Consider the following 14,154-nt stretch of genomic DNA (forward strand, 5'->3'; position numbering starts at 1 on the left):
ACTGTATTTATAAGACCCAGATTTTTATAGGGGTTTTCGTTCAGGCACTAAATAATTCTTTTGTATGCGCCATATATCACATCGCCTGGATCTGATCGTGTTTCTGCAGGCCCTGTGAACGCTTACGTTATCTTTTTGAAGAAAAAAATGCAGCACCCTGAAAAAGATATGTAAGCACCTTTTTTATCATTCTACTCCAACCCTAACATTCTCATAGATGTGGAAACATCAGATGCCATCTTTATAGAATATGTATAACCCGGCATACTTAAAAAAATTTTACCAATCTTTTTTTCACTTTCCGCAGGCCATGATGACATCCCAATAGTTACCATAATGTTCTCCTCTTTATGTCTTTTGCAGTTGACAAACGCGTGGTTTCAAAGCTGCATATAGCCTAGGCACTCATGAAATTTAAGTTCAATTTCTCAAACAAAATCATCGGCGCTACCATTAACGCCATAATACTTCTCGAATCGGTAACATCGCACTTAATCCCATCCCGACCGCTCCCAAGTCGAATTCAAAAATCTTTACAAGGGTTTATCTTTCAAAGAATAAAACCCGTTGGCCTTGATCATCGTTTCGGCCAGATAAGGAACCTTTCCCAAAGGCGATTTTGGTTTGTAATGGATAACATATTGAATATAATATGATATAATCAGAATAAAACCAATCGACAATGTGTTGCCTACAGGGGGTGCAATCCCATTTAGGGGCAAGCTTCAAATGTTCCTCGATTCAGTTGTAGCAAGTGTTCCAGCATATTATCCCAACGCCCGCAAAGTAATGTGCTCCTGAGAAAAAGCATGACCTCAGCGGTCTCACGCTTCCAAAAAATACCCGGCGCTTTCAACCGAAGATTGATCACGCGACGTATCGCGCTTTCAACACAACCGCTGCCGGTCGGCAGATTTAATAACCGAAAGGCCGCATACTGCATGCGGCGGAGATTTTTCACAAAGTAATTGTTGAACTTGTTCAATGCTTTCTTTAGCTTCGACGGATACGTGATGTACTGACGAATCTGATTTCGGATTTCCATCAAATTTCCTTGCCATAACAGGTCCTTCCAATTCTTGAGAATCGCCGTTCGCTCTTTGGCTTCAAGGGTTTTGGGAAGATGATCCGCGACAATATGCAAATTCTGTTTGGCATGGGTATAGTCGATCACTTGGAAACACGTCTTGGCTTCAAGCTTTTCTGCCAGTGAGGAAAATCGTTTCCAATATCTGCGATCGCCATCCGCGCAGAAAATTACTCCGTCGGCCTGGTCAACGCCGATTTGACGAAGATAATCTTCCAATAATTCAAACGCACCGTTGATGTCGGCCATCGTGGCATCGTAAAGCGGGGCAATTTCCTTGATCGGATTTGCCTGGGCGTCGAGCCATTGAATAACGATTTGTGTCGGCTCCCGCCAGTCGGAATAATATCCTCTCCGTTTTTGATGGGAAGCCAACCGCCCCTTTTTGGTCCGGCGTTCACGAAGGCGGCCACCATCAATGCACACGAACAAAACGCGGCCGGTTACATGGTCATTTTCCGATAATGTTATCCGATGCCGATTCTCCATGGAGCGATTGCCCATGTGCATACACAACCGCCGGATCGTTTTAATATCCATGTCGATGCCAACAGAAGACAAGGTCCGATTGGCAATCTCAAATGACGGACACAATAAGCTTGCCTGAACAGACGCCGATGCCAAAACAGCGCTGCAACGATCCATAAAACCCAGATAGGCCAACCCCAGGTGAATACCGCTTTTCGGTTTCCGTTTCTTCCTTTTACGACCACGGCGAGATTTCGGAAGCGCTTTGGCAAAATAAGGGGATTCAATCGGTAGCGATCGGCCGGATAAAAGCCGAATGCTGGTGGGTTTGAATCCCTTGAAGCGAAATCCGAGTTTTGCTGCCAGCTTTTTTACGGCTTTAAAAAAACATGGATCGGAAAACAGATTTTCAATGGAAGATACAATCAAGTCCTCAATTGTGGAGAAGAGGGCTGTGCGCAGATCGATGATCAGCCGGTTGGCATCGGAATGTGTCTGGAAATTGGAAAGGGTTTCATCAATGGTCCGTTGCAGCTTTTGAATATCGACAGTGGTCTCCATGGCTCGCCTCGCAGATAGCAGGTTCTCGAATGCCTGCCGTGCAAGTAGCGAAGCTTCAGCCTGCGGCACATAAGCGCTTTTTGAAATCGGCTGTCAACGGATAAACGTACAGGTCTTTGACCGGCACCTTCAACTTTCGATAGCGATCTTGACGGCTGCGGCCTTTGGTTTGCCCCAATTTTAGCCAGTTGGCAGCCTGATAACAGGTCCCTTCAAAGCGGGAACGATCGACGAAGGTTTCGACCAGGCACAAATCGTGACCATAGCGCGTGGACCAATCGGACCGCAACCGCCTGAGACAAGCGCCCAGAATGAAACTGGCCAAGTTGGGAATGCGAACCCAGGGTAGAATCAAAAACCGGGTGTTGTTGGTCAACAGCTTCAGATTCCCTTGGCGTGTAGCCACGTTCCATCCGATGTAACGGTCTCGTGGTGTTGTTTTCCAGGCTGCCGATCCAAAAAGCAGGCAGGCCAGGGGCCTTTCGTGGCGATCATAGACCATATACTTCATATGCTCGCCAACGTGACCCCGGCACCCCAAATAATGGTAGCGATCCATTAGACAATGAAAAAGGTGATCGTTGTCTGAACGGCCACTGACCATGATGATTTCAACAGGACGAAGATCGTCCAGCACTCCCTCGATGGGGTCGCGACGATGAGGCATGTCAGGTATCTGCCGGGAATGATTTCCCGGTCGCAACGGTGGCGGCAGCACGATGAACTGGCGTTGTTCTAGCTTACGCAACATTGAACGGCAGGCAATATCTTTGGGCTGACCTTTATCGGTGCGCCAATTCCACATTCGGCACAGTTCGATGGATAACCGACTGCGGTGCCAATCCGGATTGTCGGCCATCAGCCGACGAATCAGTTCAATATCTTCGGAAAATAATTTGCGCCCCTGAATGGTCATGCTCTCACTCATGGACGACACCTTATCGAAGATAGCGTTTTGAGTCCAGCTTTATTTTTCAAAGAGCGAGAAAATCGGTACCATTACGCCTGTTAGTAAATTTGCCCCAATTTGGGTTTACACCCCCTACAGGCTATTGGCCGAAACGATGATCAAGGCCAACCCGTGAATATCAGGATACAAACTCCATTTGATCAATTTATAATGTATTATTGACGGTTTACCATATTAATGAACTCCTCGGCCTGAAAAACCCTTAAAAGAGGATATAGAGGAGAGTTCCTGTAAATATCCATATATATTTGGTGTATTTTTTTATCATGAGCTGCGGTGCAATCTTCAATAAGAATAGTTTTAAAATCATGTGAGAGAGCGTCAAAGACTGTACCCAATATACAAAAAGTTGTTGCAATCCCGGTAACAACTACAGTGTCTATTCGCCAGGTTCTAAGGGTTTGATCTAGATCTGTTTTAAAAAAAGCACTAAACCGCCTTTTTCCCATAATAATATCATCTGATCCACGGTGAATATCATTTATGACTTCAGCGCCATGAGTCCCTCTAATAGCATGCGGTTTCAATTTGCTATTAAAGATAAAATCCTCTTTCAAAAAACTGTCAGATGCAAAGATCACCGGGTATTTTATTTTCCTTGCAACTGCCAACAAATGATTCAGGGCAGGTAAAAATGCTCTTGCTTCATCAGTCAGGCGATTACCTTTTGTCCCCTCGAAATTATCCTTGATCATATCAATGACAAGAACGGCTGCACGCATTTTTTTACCTTTGTTGAATGATACGACATTTGTCGTATCCTTAGTCGTAAACAAATACTACACTTTTATAATACAGGCATCAGCTTGGGCTAGGCCACCACAAATTGCACCAATAGCGTAACCACCGCCCTGGCGTTTTAGTTCATACATAAGATTCATCATTATTCTAGCGCCGCTAGCTGTATTTGGATGTCCAATAGCAATTGCACTGCCGTTAATATTTGTCTTTTTTTGAATTCTTTTTGCTTTTTCCCGATCATTATCACATGCGACTTCAATGCTCACAATTGGTACTGCTGCAAATGCTTCGTTAATTTCCATCACCCGAACGTCATCGATGAAAAGATCCGCCATTTTCAAAACTTTTTTGATCGCAAATCCGGGTCCTTCCGGCATTCTATTCGGATGAATAGCAATGGAAGTCATCGCAACAATCTCGCCTAACACATCGAGACCCAAATCCTTGGCTTTGCGTTTTGCCATTAGCAACAATGCCGTGGCTCCGTCATTAAGCCCAGGCGCATTACCAGCGGTGATAGCTCTTGTTCCGTAAACGGGTTTCAAGCGGGATAGTCTTTCAAGACTGCTATCAGCCCTGTATTGCTCGTCAATGTCCAACATTCCAAAACCGCCGCCCTTCTTAGGTATTTCTATCGGGATGATTTCATCTTTAAATTTTCCTGCTTTCCAAGCCTCACCGTAATTTTGATGGCTCCTTAATGCCCACTCATCCATTTCCTCGCGGGTAATTTTATATTCGTTGGCAACGTCATCCGTATCAACAGAGACCGGATTAAAATCTTTGTAACCAAGTTGAAACAGCGGATCTTCCATTTCAACATTTCCGATTCTAAATCCTTTGTATCTTAACCCTCGAACTATGAGCGGCTCCTGGCTAAAGCTGGTAGCTCCTCCTGCAATAGCAACATCTATCTCTCCGAGTTTAATAGCCATAGAGGCAAGTTTAGCTGCCGACATGGCGGAAACACAGGCCTTATCTATGCTGATAGATGGTGTTTCCGAAGGCAGCCCGGCCTTTAATAAAGTCTGCCGCGCAGCTACTGGTGTGAATACATCCTTACATACAGACGTATCACCTACCCCCCAAAAGACCTCATCAACAACATTGCTTTCCAAATTCAACCTGTTAAGAACTTCCTTCATCGGAATAGCCCCTAGATCGAAATAATCCATATCTTTCAGAGAGCCACAATATCTTCCAAAGGGAGACCTAGCTGCGCTTACAATGACTATCTCTTCATCCTTCATCACCTTCCCCCTTTTTTCTATTTATTATATTCATAAAAGCCTTTATTTGTTTTCCTGCCTAAACGTCCTGCCCTGACCATTTGCCTCAATAACGGCGCAGGTTGGTATTTATCGCCAAGTTCTCTATGCAACGTCTCAAGGCCATGAAGAACAATATCTACCCCGACAAGATCGATCAATTCAAGTGGTCCCATCGGAAAATTACAGCAAAATTTCATATTTTTATCAATTTCTATCGGTTTATTTCCCTCCATAACACATTTCACAGCTTCATTTAGCATGGCATCCAAAATCCTGCTAGATATAAATCCCGCATAATCAAGGGATTCTACAGGCTCTTTATCTAAACTTCTAATGAAATCTTTTACAATTACCACTATTTCTTCAGAGGTTTCCATACCTGGAATTATTTCCACTCCCCGCATCAAAGGAACAGGGTTCATAAAATGAATCCCGATAATACGCTCCGGGTTTTTTGTTCCCGCGGCTAATGCGGCTATCGGCAAGGTTGAAGTATTTGACCCAAGAATCGCTTGTTTCTTACAAATTTTATCAAATTCATTCAAAAGATCCTTTTTTACGCTTAGGTCTTCAAAAACCGCTTCAATAACTAGATCAGCAGTATTAGCGGTATTTAGACTGGTTGAAGGTGTTATACGTTGTAGGATTTCTTCCATTTCTTCATTAGTTTTCTTCCCTTTATCAACAAGTCTTTTTAAACTTTTCTTAATAATTGCGATTCCCCGATCAATAAATTTATTTTTTAAATCATACAATGTTACCTGGAATCCAGCCTGCGCCACAACCTGGGCAATACCGCTTCCCATCGTACCGGCACCAGCAATAAAAACGTTATTTATTTTATGCATATGTACTCTATCTCCTTTTTCTCTTTACGATATCATTTGGTTGGAAACAATATCCAAACGGGGTTAAACACTTGAGTCCCAAGGTCTCGGTTGCCAAGTGCATAGCCCCATAAAAAGAATCGTACATTTCCTCGTCCACCTAATGCACCGATTTTTTCCCATTATTATTCCAACGTCCGAATGTCATGATCGTTATACTTTTTGCGCCCTTTATAACAATTATTTCTCTATTTGTATGAATTCCGTTTGTACCCCATTCATAGATTTCGGATGAATAAAATTGACCCTGCCTCCAGGAAATGATAGTGGCTTATCCGAAACAAATTTTACTCCTTGATCAACCACTTCCTTCATTGCTTTTTCAAGATCATCAACCTCAAAGGATACCAAAAAAACACCCTCGCCATTTTTTGCGACAAATTGAGCCAAAGCAACTTTCTCATTATCTCCTGCCAGAATAAAAATATTCGCTTCACCTACCTTCAATTTAGCGCCAATTATGCCTGGAACAGCGAAATCACTCGGTTTCAAGTACACTGGCTGGACACCAAATATAGCGGCCCAACGCTCAACAACTTCTTTATGACTCTCCTTTTTCACTGCCACATTAAAACCATAAAGTCCCTTAACCATTTTGACCTCCCCTTCTCTATTCGAGCATTAGTATAAATCGTTTAACCTACTCCCTAAAGGACGTAGTTTTCTTGCATCGAATAATTATTTTAGATTCTGATTTATGGAGCCCATAGTAAAAAAAGACACTCCCCACTGTATAGCTTCTCCTCCTGACGAAAAACCTATGTGATGATAGTTCCAAAAGGTCGCCAATAACAGCGTTAAGCTGAAATAGCAGATAGTATGAAATCAGTTGTGAAACGTAACTGAGAATGCGAACTATCTATCTTCATCAAATCCCATCTTTTTAGAACCCATCCATGATTAAATAAAATAATCATATTAGCAGCTGCCCTACAGTTGAAACTTTTAAATAGTTTCCTTTTTTGGCCTTCCATTAAAATATCCTCAAACATAGAAATTGTTTTTCTTTCAATCCTCATAATCTCCTTTTTTAATTTAGCATTAAGAAGATGGCCTTCCTCATACATAAATAAGAATAAGTCTTGGAGTTCGTCAACCAAATCGAATTGAGTTTTAATTGCCATAGTAATCCTATCAACTGGATCCTCTATTCCAATTAAATTTTCACTGATTTTAACAAAATTTAACTCAACTATCCTCTTATGTACCGTGAAAAGAATTTCTTCTTTATTTTTGAAATAATCATATATGGGACCAATTCCTATCCCAGACTCCCTTGCGATATCACGAACAGAGGTGTCGTGATATCCGTTTTTTGAAAAGAGTTTTGCGGCCGTGTCACATATCTGCCCCTTTTTTTTCTGGACAAGTTCGGATTTCTTAATGTTCGAATGAATCACCATACTATCCTTGGCTTTGTCTTCAAATCATATGAACTCTTAGATAGTCGAAAGTTAAAATTGCAACCGTATTAAATAGTCGTAGCAATAAGCAACATTTCTCTGCATATTGATACCATATATTTTATAGCAGACATATAAACAAATAAATCTTATATTGAGATGATTAATAGGTTATTTTCGGTTACATTGATCGAGAAACCATTACTCAGTTTTTACGAGACTGTCAATCATACTCTTGGTTTTAAATAGCAGTTGTTATTATTGCGCGTCAAGTAAAAAATAACAATCATTATTATTTGACACCCTCCAAATGAGATGCCTGGCCGGCAAACATGTCGTACCTACTCAATGTCGTTGAATTAAGCATTCTAAGTGCATAACGTATTGTATATGCAGGTATTTTATGATATCTTTATTGACTAAGATATCAACTCAAAAATCCAAAAGGAGAAAAAATGATTGCAGAAAAAAGAGAACTTGGCATGGAGACTGAAATGCCCGAACTGTGCCGGATATAGTCGATTCTTTAAAAAAGTTGATCGAATCCGAAGATTTCTGCAATCGATTTAAAAAACGACCCGAAGACTTCACCCGAAACCGGGCCTTATCCTTTAAAAATCTCATTTGCTACATGATCAATTTGCCCGCGGCGGCATATGAAACCGAATTGTACAATCTTAGCAAAAATCTGAAAGGGGCGGACATCGCCGAACCCCTGGCTTCCAAAAGCGCATTGACCAAAGCCCGAGAAAAACTGTGCCACAGTAACGATTCACTCCCCCGTAGAAAAGCCAAGTTATACACCAGGAGCTTGGGCAACAATTCCTTTACGCCCTTGAGCAAGGACGTTCGCAATATAATCCCATGGGTCGATATTTCTCAATCGACAAGTTTCAATGAGGCTGATCGTTGCAGCATAAGAAGTGCTGCCTTCAGTCGTGCGTGTGCCAAACGTGATTTTTCGATACAGGACCACCCATCGCAAAGCTCGCTCGGCCTCATTATTTGTGGCAGGCAACCCGGGATTTTTGACAAACGCCACCACCGCATCCCAATCGTTTAAAATCTCTTTGGCAAGAGACTTCAATTTGTCATGATCTGATTTTGATCCCAGATTGCAAGCCCTTTTTAGTCTGGCGAGAATTGGCTTGCATTCTTTTTTACCATCCTCGCCCCGGGCCATTGCCTTTATTAGCCCTCGCATCTCCCGTAGGAGCCAATCTCCGGTTTTTTGTGCCTCCTTGCTTACCGCACCAGTCAAGGCAACGGCCTTTCTGATTAAATGAGCCAAACAACGCTGCCTTTTTGTATGGCTACGATAAGCACCATAACCATCTGTAATCAGCCATCCCAAAAAGGCTTGTGTGATCAGCTGGAGCAGCAGCTCCTTTTTACGGCTTCCGATTCGGTAAATCGCTGTTTTGTGGCCGATGGCTACCCAAACCCAACAAAATATACCTTTTTGGTACCAAGGCGTCTCGTCCATATGTATCTTGTCTTCTTTCTGCAAATCATCAATGAGCTCATCAACTACAGGATTGCAAGCGATACCGACCTCTCTGATGGATTCACAGATAAGACCATAGGAAATATTAAAATTTAACCAACTTTTCAAAAACTCTTGGATCTTTTTGCGTGACATGCCGCAACGCCGATTTAAGGCGGCCATGAATGTGGCAAGCATCGGACCGACCATCGTATATTCACTCAGCTTCACATTGCGCTTGCGTCCCTCAAGAATCGATTCATACCCTTGGCCGGGTCTTTCAATATTGTCATGGCCGCATGCACACAGCGCGCTATAATAACGATTAAGGGTTTTAGACCGTTTTTAGTTTTTTCCAGCTCGTATGTATAAAATCCGGTGTGTGCCGCCGCCTGTTTAGCGAGCTTGGCCGAACATATGATGCATTGCTGTGGATGATGATCAACGAAATGATCGGGTTGCGGTTTTTCTTTACGCCAAAATCCCTGGGATCCGGGTTGCCGTCCTGCATTGCGCTTTACGGTGTCTTGGCAGTTGTCGGAATCTTTCTGTTCCTGAGCATTTTTTTCTTCTCCGTCCAATGGTTCGCTGTCTACGTCTTCATCCTCTCGCTTTTGTCCTTCTGGGTTGGACTGTTCAACTCCATCCGATATCATCTTACATTTATACGGACTATCGCTTGACGGCGGTCTGGAACTGTTGCTTGAATCCTGATTTAGACGTTCATACAGATCTATACCAAAATCGCGCAATCTTAAAGTTAGATCAATCAGATCGGATTTTCTCAATTTGTTGAGAGATTCTCCGTTGCTCTGATTAAGGTCTTCAGGGCCAAATCGTTTTCCCATATTTTGTCACTATCAGGTATGGTTCAATTTGTCCCGTTAAAAATGAATTTCCTTCGTTTTTTCTTTGGGGATGTGAATTGTTACGTGCCACATGGCCTTTATCGAACTCAACGATTATTTGGTGCGTCTGAGCCAAATGCGTTTTGCACCAAACCGTTGGAACGGATTCTTTCTTTTGGCTACAGACGGTACGCTGTGCACCCTGCCCACAGCAAAACCGGTTGTCGAACATTTCGGTCAGTGGCATGGGCGGCAGGGCGACCCTTGCCCGAAAGCACGCGTCTCGCAATTGTATGATGTCTTAAACCATATTACTGTAGCCTCGTCGATCACTTCAAAATGTATTGGCGAACGAGAACTGGCCGCCGCTCATTGCGCTCATCTCGGTCCAGAGGACCTGTTGCTACTGGATCGCGGCTATGAAAGTTTTTGGCTGTTCAAACTGATCGTGGCAAGCAACGCCAATGTCTGTGCCCGTGTGTCATGCAATAAGCTCAAGGTTGTCAAAGCGTTTTTGCAATCCGGGGAGCCTGACCGAATCGTTAAATTATCCTGCACTCCCAATTCTGCTCGCAAATGTGCCGAATTCGAATTGGATAAAAAGCCGCTAAAGCTTCGCCTAATACGGGTAGATCTGCCAACAGGCGAAAGCGAAGTCCTGATCACCTCGCTAACCGACCGGGGAAAGTACCCGGTGGAGATTTTCGGTGATTTGTACCACCAACGCTGGCCGGTGGAAGAAGACTACAAAGTCATGAAGTCTCGCATCCAAATCGAAAATTTCAGCGGCAAAACGGTTCATTCGGTCTATCAGGACTTTTACGCCAAGGTATTCACCAAAAATTTCGCGGCCGTTCTTATCCAGAGCGTCAGTAACCGGATCAAAACGATTACGTCCGGACGCCTTTATTCTTATAAAGCCAACGTTACCAATGTGTTGGCGATGCTACGCCACCACATTGTCGTATTGTTCAATCGGATGCAAGATCTACTATGTGAGAATGTATCGAAGATTCAAAACCTCATCGTACGCGTTTTAAACGAGATCCGGCCTAGCCGCAGCGAACCGAGGGCCTTTAAAAAGAAAAGTCGCCGAAAATTTAGCACCGCGTACAAACCAATTTCTTAATTCAACGACATTGCGTACCTACTTGATACTAAAAGCGATTCCGCTTACCAAAAATATAATGATCAATGAAATACCCAGCCGCAAACAGACAGGGTATCTATCAAGGATTTTTTCTCTCTTCAGCGCCTCAAGCAACAGGGTTGTAAACCCGACATTCACGATGGATCTATAGTCTCAGAGACAAAGCGACCTTCTCTGCCATGTCCAAGTGCCTACAATGGGGCGCATTTCAAAAAAGTAGGTCGCTATAGCCAAAAAATAACGCCTCTGGACAAACCCCTTAAGGTTGTGTACTATCACCCTGGATTGGAATAGACTTCCCATCGGAAGCGGTGCCATGGAAAGCGGGATTCGAAGAGTGGTGAATCTACGCATGAAGGGGGCTTGCATATATTGGCTTGAGAAAACGGCTGAGGCGATGCTCATGCTGCGGTCCTACTATAAAGCCGGCCGCTGGAACCTGCTGAAAAATCTTTCTTTCTCGTTAGCTTTCTTGACCAATGAGTAGTCCTACTTTTTCGAAATGCGCCCCCTACAATGTTTCCTTTGCAGGTTAATCTCCTGATGTAAGCTGGATCTAATCCGTCCCGCTTCTGCGTACCCCGCAAACGCCTACAAACATCCTTTTAAAAAAATAGTTTTTCAACCCCGGGTAATCGTTAGGGCCTCGGAAAACCTTTGAATTCTTGAAAACAGCACAGTAGCCTTCGTAACTCACCAGTCCCATCTCCTCAATCAAAAACCTTTTTGTTTTTCATTTCTTCAAATTCAGCGTCACTGTATGCAAGGAAATCTGTCAATACCTCACGGGTATGTTTTCCAAGAAGAGGAGCCGCTGTTTTCATGACCGCCGGTGTTTTTGAGAATCTCATGGGCACCTTATTGTACAATGTTATACCTACCTCAGGGTGATCAAGGTAAGCCCAGAAATCCTGTTGGGCAAGCTGAGGGTCTTCGATCGTTGCCCTGGCATCTTGTACCATGCCTGCTGGGACACCAGACTCCATTAGCCGGTGTTGAAGTTGCTTTCCATCTTGCGTCTCGGTCCATTTTTCAATTTGTTGATCCAAAATATCTTGATTATCAAGTCTGCCTGATAAAGTGTCGAACGTATCATCTTCAGCCCAGTCAGGATACCCCATTGCCTCTTTAAATACACACCACTGATCATCGGAAAAAACGGCAATTGCGATCCACTTCCTATACCCCAAAACTTTGTATACCCCATGTGGTGCGGCATTGGCATCTCTAACACCCAAAGGTTGCTGAATACGCCTATTCGCAGCGTAATCCATTATATCGAGAGGTTTTAAACATATAGCGGCCTGGGCCTGAGGAACTTCTACGCGCTGCCCGGCTCCGGTTCGATCTCTATTTAAAAGCGCAGCCATAATGCCAACCAGGGTATGGGTCGGAACGGCTATATGGTCAGTGTAACTCGTACCGGTCCCTAGCGGTTCACCTTCAGGATTGGCTGTTAAATGAGTGAAGCCCACCAACGCATTCAACGTTACTCCAAAACCGGCCGAATGGCTGTAAGGCCCCTTGTCCCCTTGGATACTCATCGTCACGTAAATGATATCCCTTTTTATTTTTTGAACATCTTCATATCCAAGATTCCACTTTTCCATCTGCCCGGCTCTGAAATTGTTTATGACAATATCACTTTTTTCAATCAGCCGAACAACAACATCCCTGGCTTCAGGCACCTTCATATTTAGCGAGATACTCCGTTTATTTGGATTACGGTTCGCAAAATATCCGCTCCTTTCAATCCCTTGTTTACCATCTTTAAAAGGGTAGCCCTTTCGAAGCACTTCAGGCTTGCTTCTTGATTCAATCTTAATTATATTTGCGCCGAACTGTCCAAGTATGTTGGTAGCTATCGGGCCCGCGCCAACCCATGAAAAATCGCAAACGGTAATATTTTTTAAAGGCAAATTATTTCTATCCATATATGCAACCTCCTATCAACAAGCCTTCTATATCATTATCCGAATACCCCAGCTCCTTTAATATTTCAGCAGAATGCTGCCCCCTGGTGGGTGCAGGAACCGTGATCTCGACATCGGTACCACTCATTTCAAAACCGGTCGTCGGAAAGCAAACCTCAGTATCTATTGCAGGATGATAAATATTTTTAAAAATCTTTCGATAATTAAACTGCTTGTCTTCAAAAATATCCTTCCCGTTGCTCACCGGAAAAACTACGGCCCTATTTTTCTGACTTTCCTCGTAAAGATACAATTTGGTACGTTGCCGAGAATAATCCTCAAATATTCTTTTGAATGTCTCACGCGCTTCATCTGTTTTCCTGTATGTAGGTTCAAACCACTTTTCACTTTTTAATTCCTTAATGTCCTTGGCGCCATCCTTTTCTATCCAACCTAAAAAGGTTTCCCACATTGCCCTTGTTTTTCCGAATGCCGCAACAATACACACATATCCATCCTTACAACGATATATGCCAAGCCCTGCTTCAACCCCAACATTTCGTCGGTTCACCCCCTGGAGATCATACCATTGAATTGAATTTTCAAGAGCTGTCGCCACACAACTCTGCATTGACACATCAATAAATTGGCCTTCACCCGTATGCCGGGCATGATAGAGGGCGATCATGCTTCCAATCGCCGCATATGATGCTCCCATCTGAAACGCCTGCTCACCAAAGGCTCGGACCGGCTTGTTGTCATCATTCCCAGCTAAAAAAAGAAACCCGCCAAGGGCCATCAATGTGAGATCTGAAAAGGGATATCCACTATATGGCCCAGTTTGCCCAAATGGCGTAATCGCTGTATATACCAGCTTAGAATTGATTTTTTCCAATGTTTCATAACCCAACCCCAACCTATCCATATACCCGGGAGGAAAACTTTCAATAAGCACATCCGCTGTTTTACAAAGCTTTTTGAATATCTGCTTTCCTGCTCCATCTGACAAATCAAGGGCCAGGCTCTTCTTGCCAAGGTTACAATATAAAAACTCAAGCCCTCCGTTTTCATCCACCTGATCTTTACAAAACGGACCCTTTTGCCTTAAAGGGTCACCTGTTACAGGCTCTACATGTATAACTTCCGTCCCAATCTGAGCATATAATTTAGCGGCATATTCACCTATTCCACAGGTTAAGTCCAAAACACGAATATCACCAAGCACATTGTCATTGCATTTACTCATATTAGCCTCATACTGATGTTTAAAAGTCAATTCTATTAACTTAGCCGTCTGCGTTTATATCGAAGTCATTAGTATCACGGAAGTCTATCACGCCTGGATGTGCAACATAAAATTCCTGGCGGG

12 protein-coding genes are annotated in these 14,154 nt (G+C 43.4%); 1 reads left to right on the forward strand and 11 read right to left on the reverse strand.

Annotated features, from left to right (window positions below; genetic code table 11):
• Positions 1-712: 712 nt before the first annotated feature.
• The 9 genes from GN112_RS06385 to GN112_RS06425 all read right to left on the reverse strand — a co-directional run bounded on the left by GN112_RS06385 (position 713) and on the right by GN112_RS06425 (position 9,722).
• Positions 713-2,116: a hypothetical protein gene (locus GN112_RS06385; RefSeq protein ID WP_155308406.1), complete on the reverse strand. Its 1,404-nt coding sequence runs from the start codon at positions 2,114-2,116 to the stop codon at positions 713-715.
• Between the two features lie 55 nt (positions 2,117-2,171).
• On the reverse strand, positions 2,172-3,044 hold the full coding sequence (locus tag GN112_RS06390; RefSeq protein ID WP_155308407.1) for a Druantia anti-phage system protein DruA: 873 nt from the start codon (positions 3,042-3,044) through the stop codon (positions 2,172-2,174).
• A gap of 197 nt (positions 3,045-3,241) precedes the next feature.
• Positions 3,242-3,808: a cysteine hydrolase family protein gene (locus GN112_RS06395; RefSeq protein ID WP_155309461.1), complete on the reverse strand. Its 567-nt coding sequence runs from the start codon at positions 3,806-3,808 to the stop codon at positions 3,242-3,244.
• Positions 3,809-3,865: 57 nt separating this feature from the next.
• Positions 3,866-5,077: a thiolase family protein gene (locus GN112_RS06400; protein ID WP_155309462.1), complete on the reverse strand. Its 1,212-nt coding sequence runs from the start codon at positions 5,075-5,077 to the stop codon at positions 3,866-3,868.
• Positions 5,078-5,094: 17 nt separating this feature from the next.
• Positions 5,095-5,946, reverse strand: a complete 852-nt coding sequence (locus GN112_RS06405; RefSeq protein ID WP_155309463.1) for a 3-hydroxyacyl-CoA dehydrogenase family protein — start codon at positions 5,944-5,946, stop codon at positions 5,095-5,097.
• A gap of 219 nt (positions 5,947-6,165) precedes the next feature.
• On the reverse strand, positions 6,166-6,579 hold the full coding sequence (locus tag GN112_RS06410) for a VOC family protein (RefSeq protein WP_155309464.1): 414 nt from the start codon (positions 6,577-6,579) through the stop codon (positions 6,166-6,168).
• A 203-nt stretch (positions 6,580-6,782) separates the two neighbouring features.
• Positions 6,783-7,388, reverse strand: coding sequence for a TetR/AcrR family transcriptional regulator (locus tag GN112_RS06415; RefSeq protein ID WP_155309465.1), 606 nt, complete (start codon positions 7,386-7,388; stop codon positions 6,783-6,785).
• A gap of 796 nt (positions 7,389-8,184) precedes the next feature.
• The gene (gene tnpC / locus GN112_RS06420; RefSeq protein WP_155309466.1) at positions 8,185-9,105 is read right to left on the reverse strand and encodes an IS66 family transposase; all 921 of its coding nucleotides are present in this window, start codon (positions 9,103-9,105) and stop codon (positions 8,185-8,187) included.
• On the reverse strand, positions 9,102-9,722 hold the full coding sequence (locus tag GN112_RS06425; RefSeq protein WP_155309467.1) for a DUF6444 domain-containing protein: 621 nt from the start codon (positions 9,720-9,722) through the stop codon (positions 9,102-9,104). The genes tnpC and GN112_RS06425 overlap by 4 nt, the downstream gene beginning before the upstream one ends.
• Before the next feature lie 91 nt (positions 9,723-9,813).
• Between GN112_RS06425 and GN112_RS06430 the strand changes: the two genes are divergently transcribed.
• Entirely contained in the window at positions 9,814-10,851 is a 1,038-nt protein-coding gene (locus tag GN112_RS06430) for an IS4 family transposase (RefSeq protein ID WP_155309468.1), read from the forward strand.
• Positions 10,852-11,582: 731 nt separating this feature from the next.
• Here GN112_RS06430 and GN112_RS06435 read toward each other — a convergent pair.
• Together GN112_RS06435 and GN112_RS06440 are read right to left on the reverse strand one after the other, a co-directional pair.
• Positions 11,583-12,806, reverse strand: coding sequence for a CaiB/BaiF CoA transferase family protein (locus GN112_RS06435; protein ID WP_155309469.1), 1,224 nt, complete (start codon positions 12,804-12,806; stop codon positions 11,583-11,585).
• The gene (locus GN112_RS06440; protein ID WP_155309470.1) at positions 12,799-14,031 is read right to left on the reverse strand and encodes a CaiB/BaiF CoA transferase family protein; all 1,233 of its coding nucleotides are present in this window, start codon (positions 14,029-14,031) and stop codon (positions 12,799-12,801) included. The genes GN112_RS06435 and GN112_RS06440 overlap by 8 nt, the downstream gene beginning before the upstream one ends.
• Positions 14,032-14,154 lie beyond the last annotated feature (123 nt).

It is taken from the genome of Desulfosarcina ovata subsp. ovata (assembly GCF_009689005.1).
Classification (GTDB): Bacteria; Desulfobacterota; Desulfobacteria; order Desulfobacterales; family Desulfosarcinaceae; genus Desulfosarcina; species Desulfosarcina ovata.

Bases quoted from the DNA above. Each gene is read 5' to 3' on its own strand.
- GN112_RS06390 (WP_155308407.1), bottom strand. From the start codon at position 3,044: ATGAGTGAGAGCATGACCATTCAGGGGCGCAAATTATTTTCCGAAGAT.
- GN112_RS06440 (WP_155309470.1), bottom strand. From the start codon at position 14,031: ATGAGTAAATGCAATGACAATGTGCTTGGTGATATTCGTGTTTTGGAC.
- GN112_RS06430 (WP_155309468.1), top strand. From the start codon at position 9,814: ATGGCCTTTATCGAACTCAACGATTATTTGGTGCGTCTGAGCCAAATG.
- GN112_RS06410 (WP_155309464.1), bottom strand. From the start codon at position 6,579: ATGGTTAAGGGACTTTATGGTTTTAATGTGGCAGTGAAAAAGGAGAGT.
- GN112_RS06425 (WP_155309467.1), bottom strand. From the start codon at position 9,722: ATGGGAAAACGATTTGGCCCTGAAGACCTTAATCAGAGCAACGGAGAA.
- GN112_RS06400 (WP_155309462.1), bottom strand. From the start codon at position 5,077: ATGAAGGATGAAGAGATAGTCATTGTAAGCGCAGCTAGGTCTCCCTTT.
- GN112_RS06385 (WP_155308406.1), bottom strand. From the start codon at position 2,116: ATGGAGACCACTGTCGATATTCAAAAGCTGCAACGGACCATTGATGAA.
- GN112_RS06405 (WP_155309463.1), bottom strand. From the start codon at position 5,946: ATGCATAAAATAAATAACGTTTTTATTGCTGGTGCCGGTACGATGGGA.
- GN112_RS06435 (WP_155309469.1), bottom strand. From the start codon at position 12,806: ATGGATAGAAATAATTTGCCTTTAAAAAATATTACCGTTTGCGATTTT.
- GN112_RS06395 (WP_155309461.1), bottom strand. From the start codon at position 3,808: ATGCGTGCAGCCGTTCTTGTCATTGATATGATCAAGGATAATTTCGAG.
- GN112_RS06415 (WP_155309465.1), bottom strand. From the start codon at position 7,388: ATGGTGATTCATTCGAACATTAAGAAATCCGAACTTGTCCAGAAAAAA.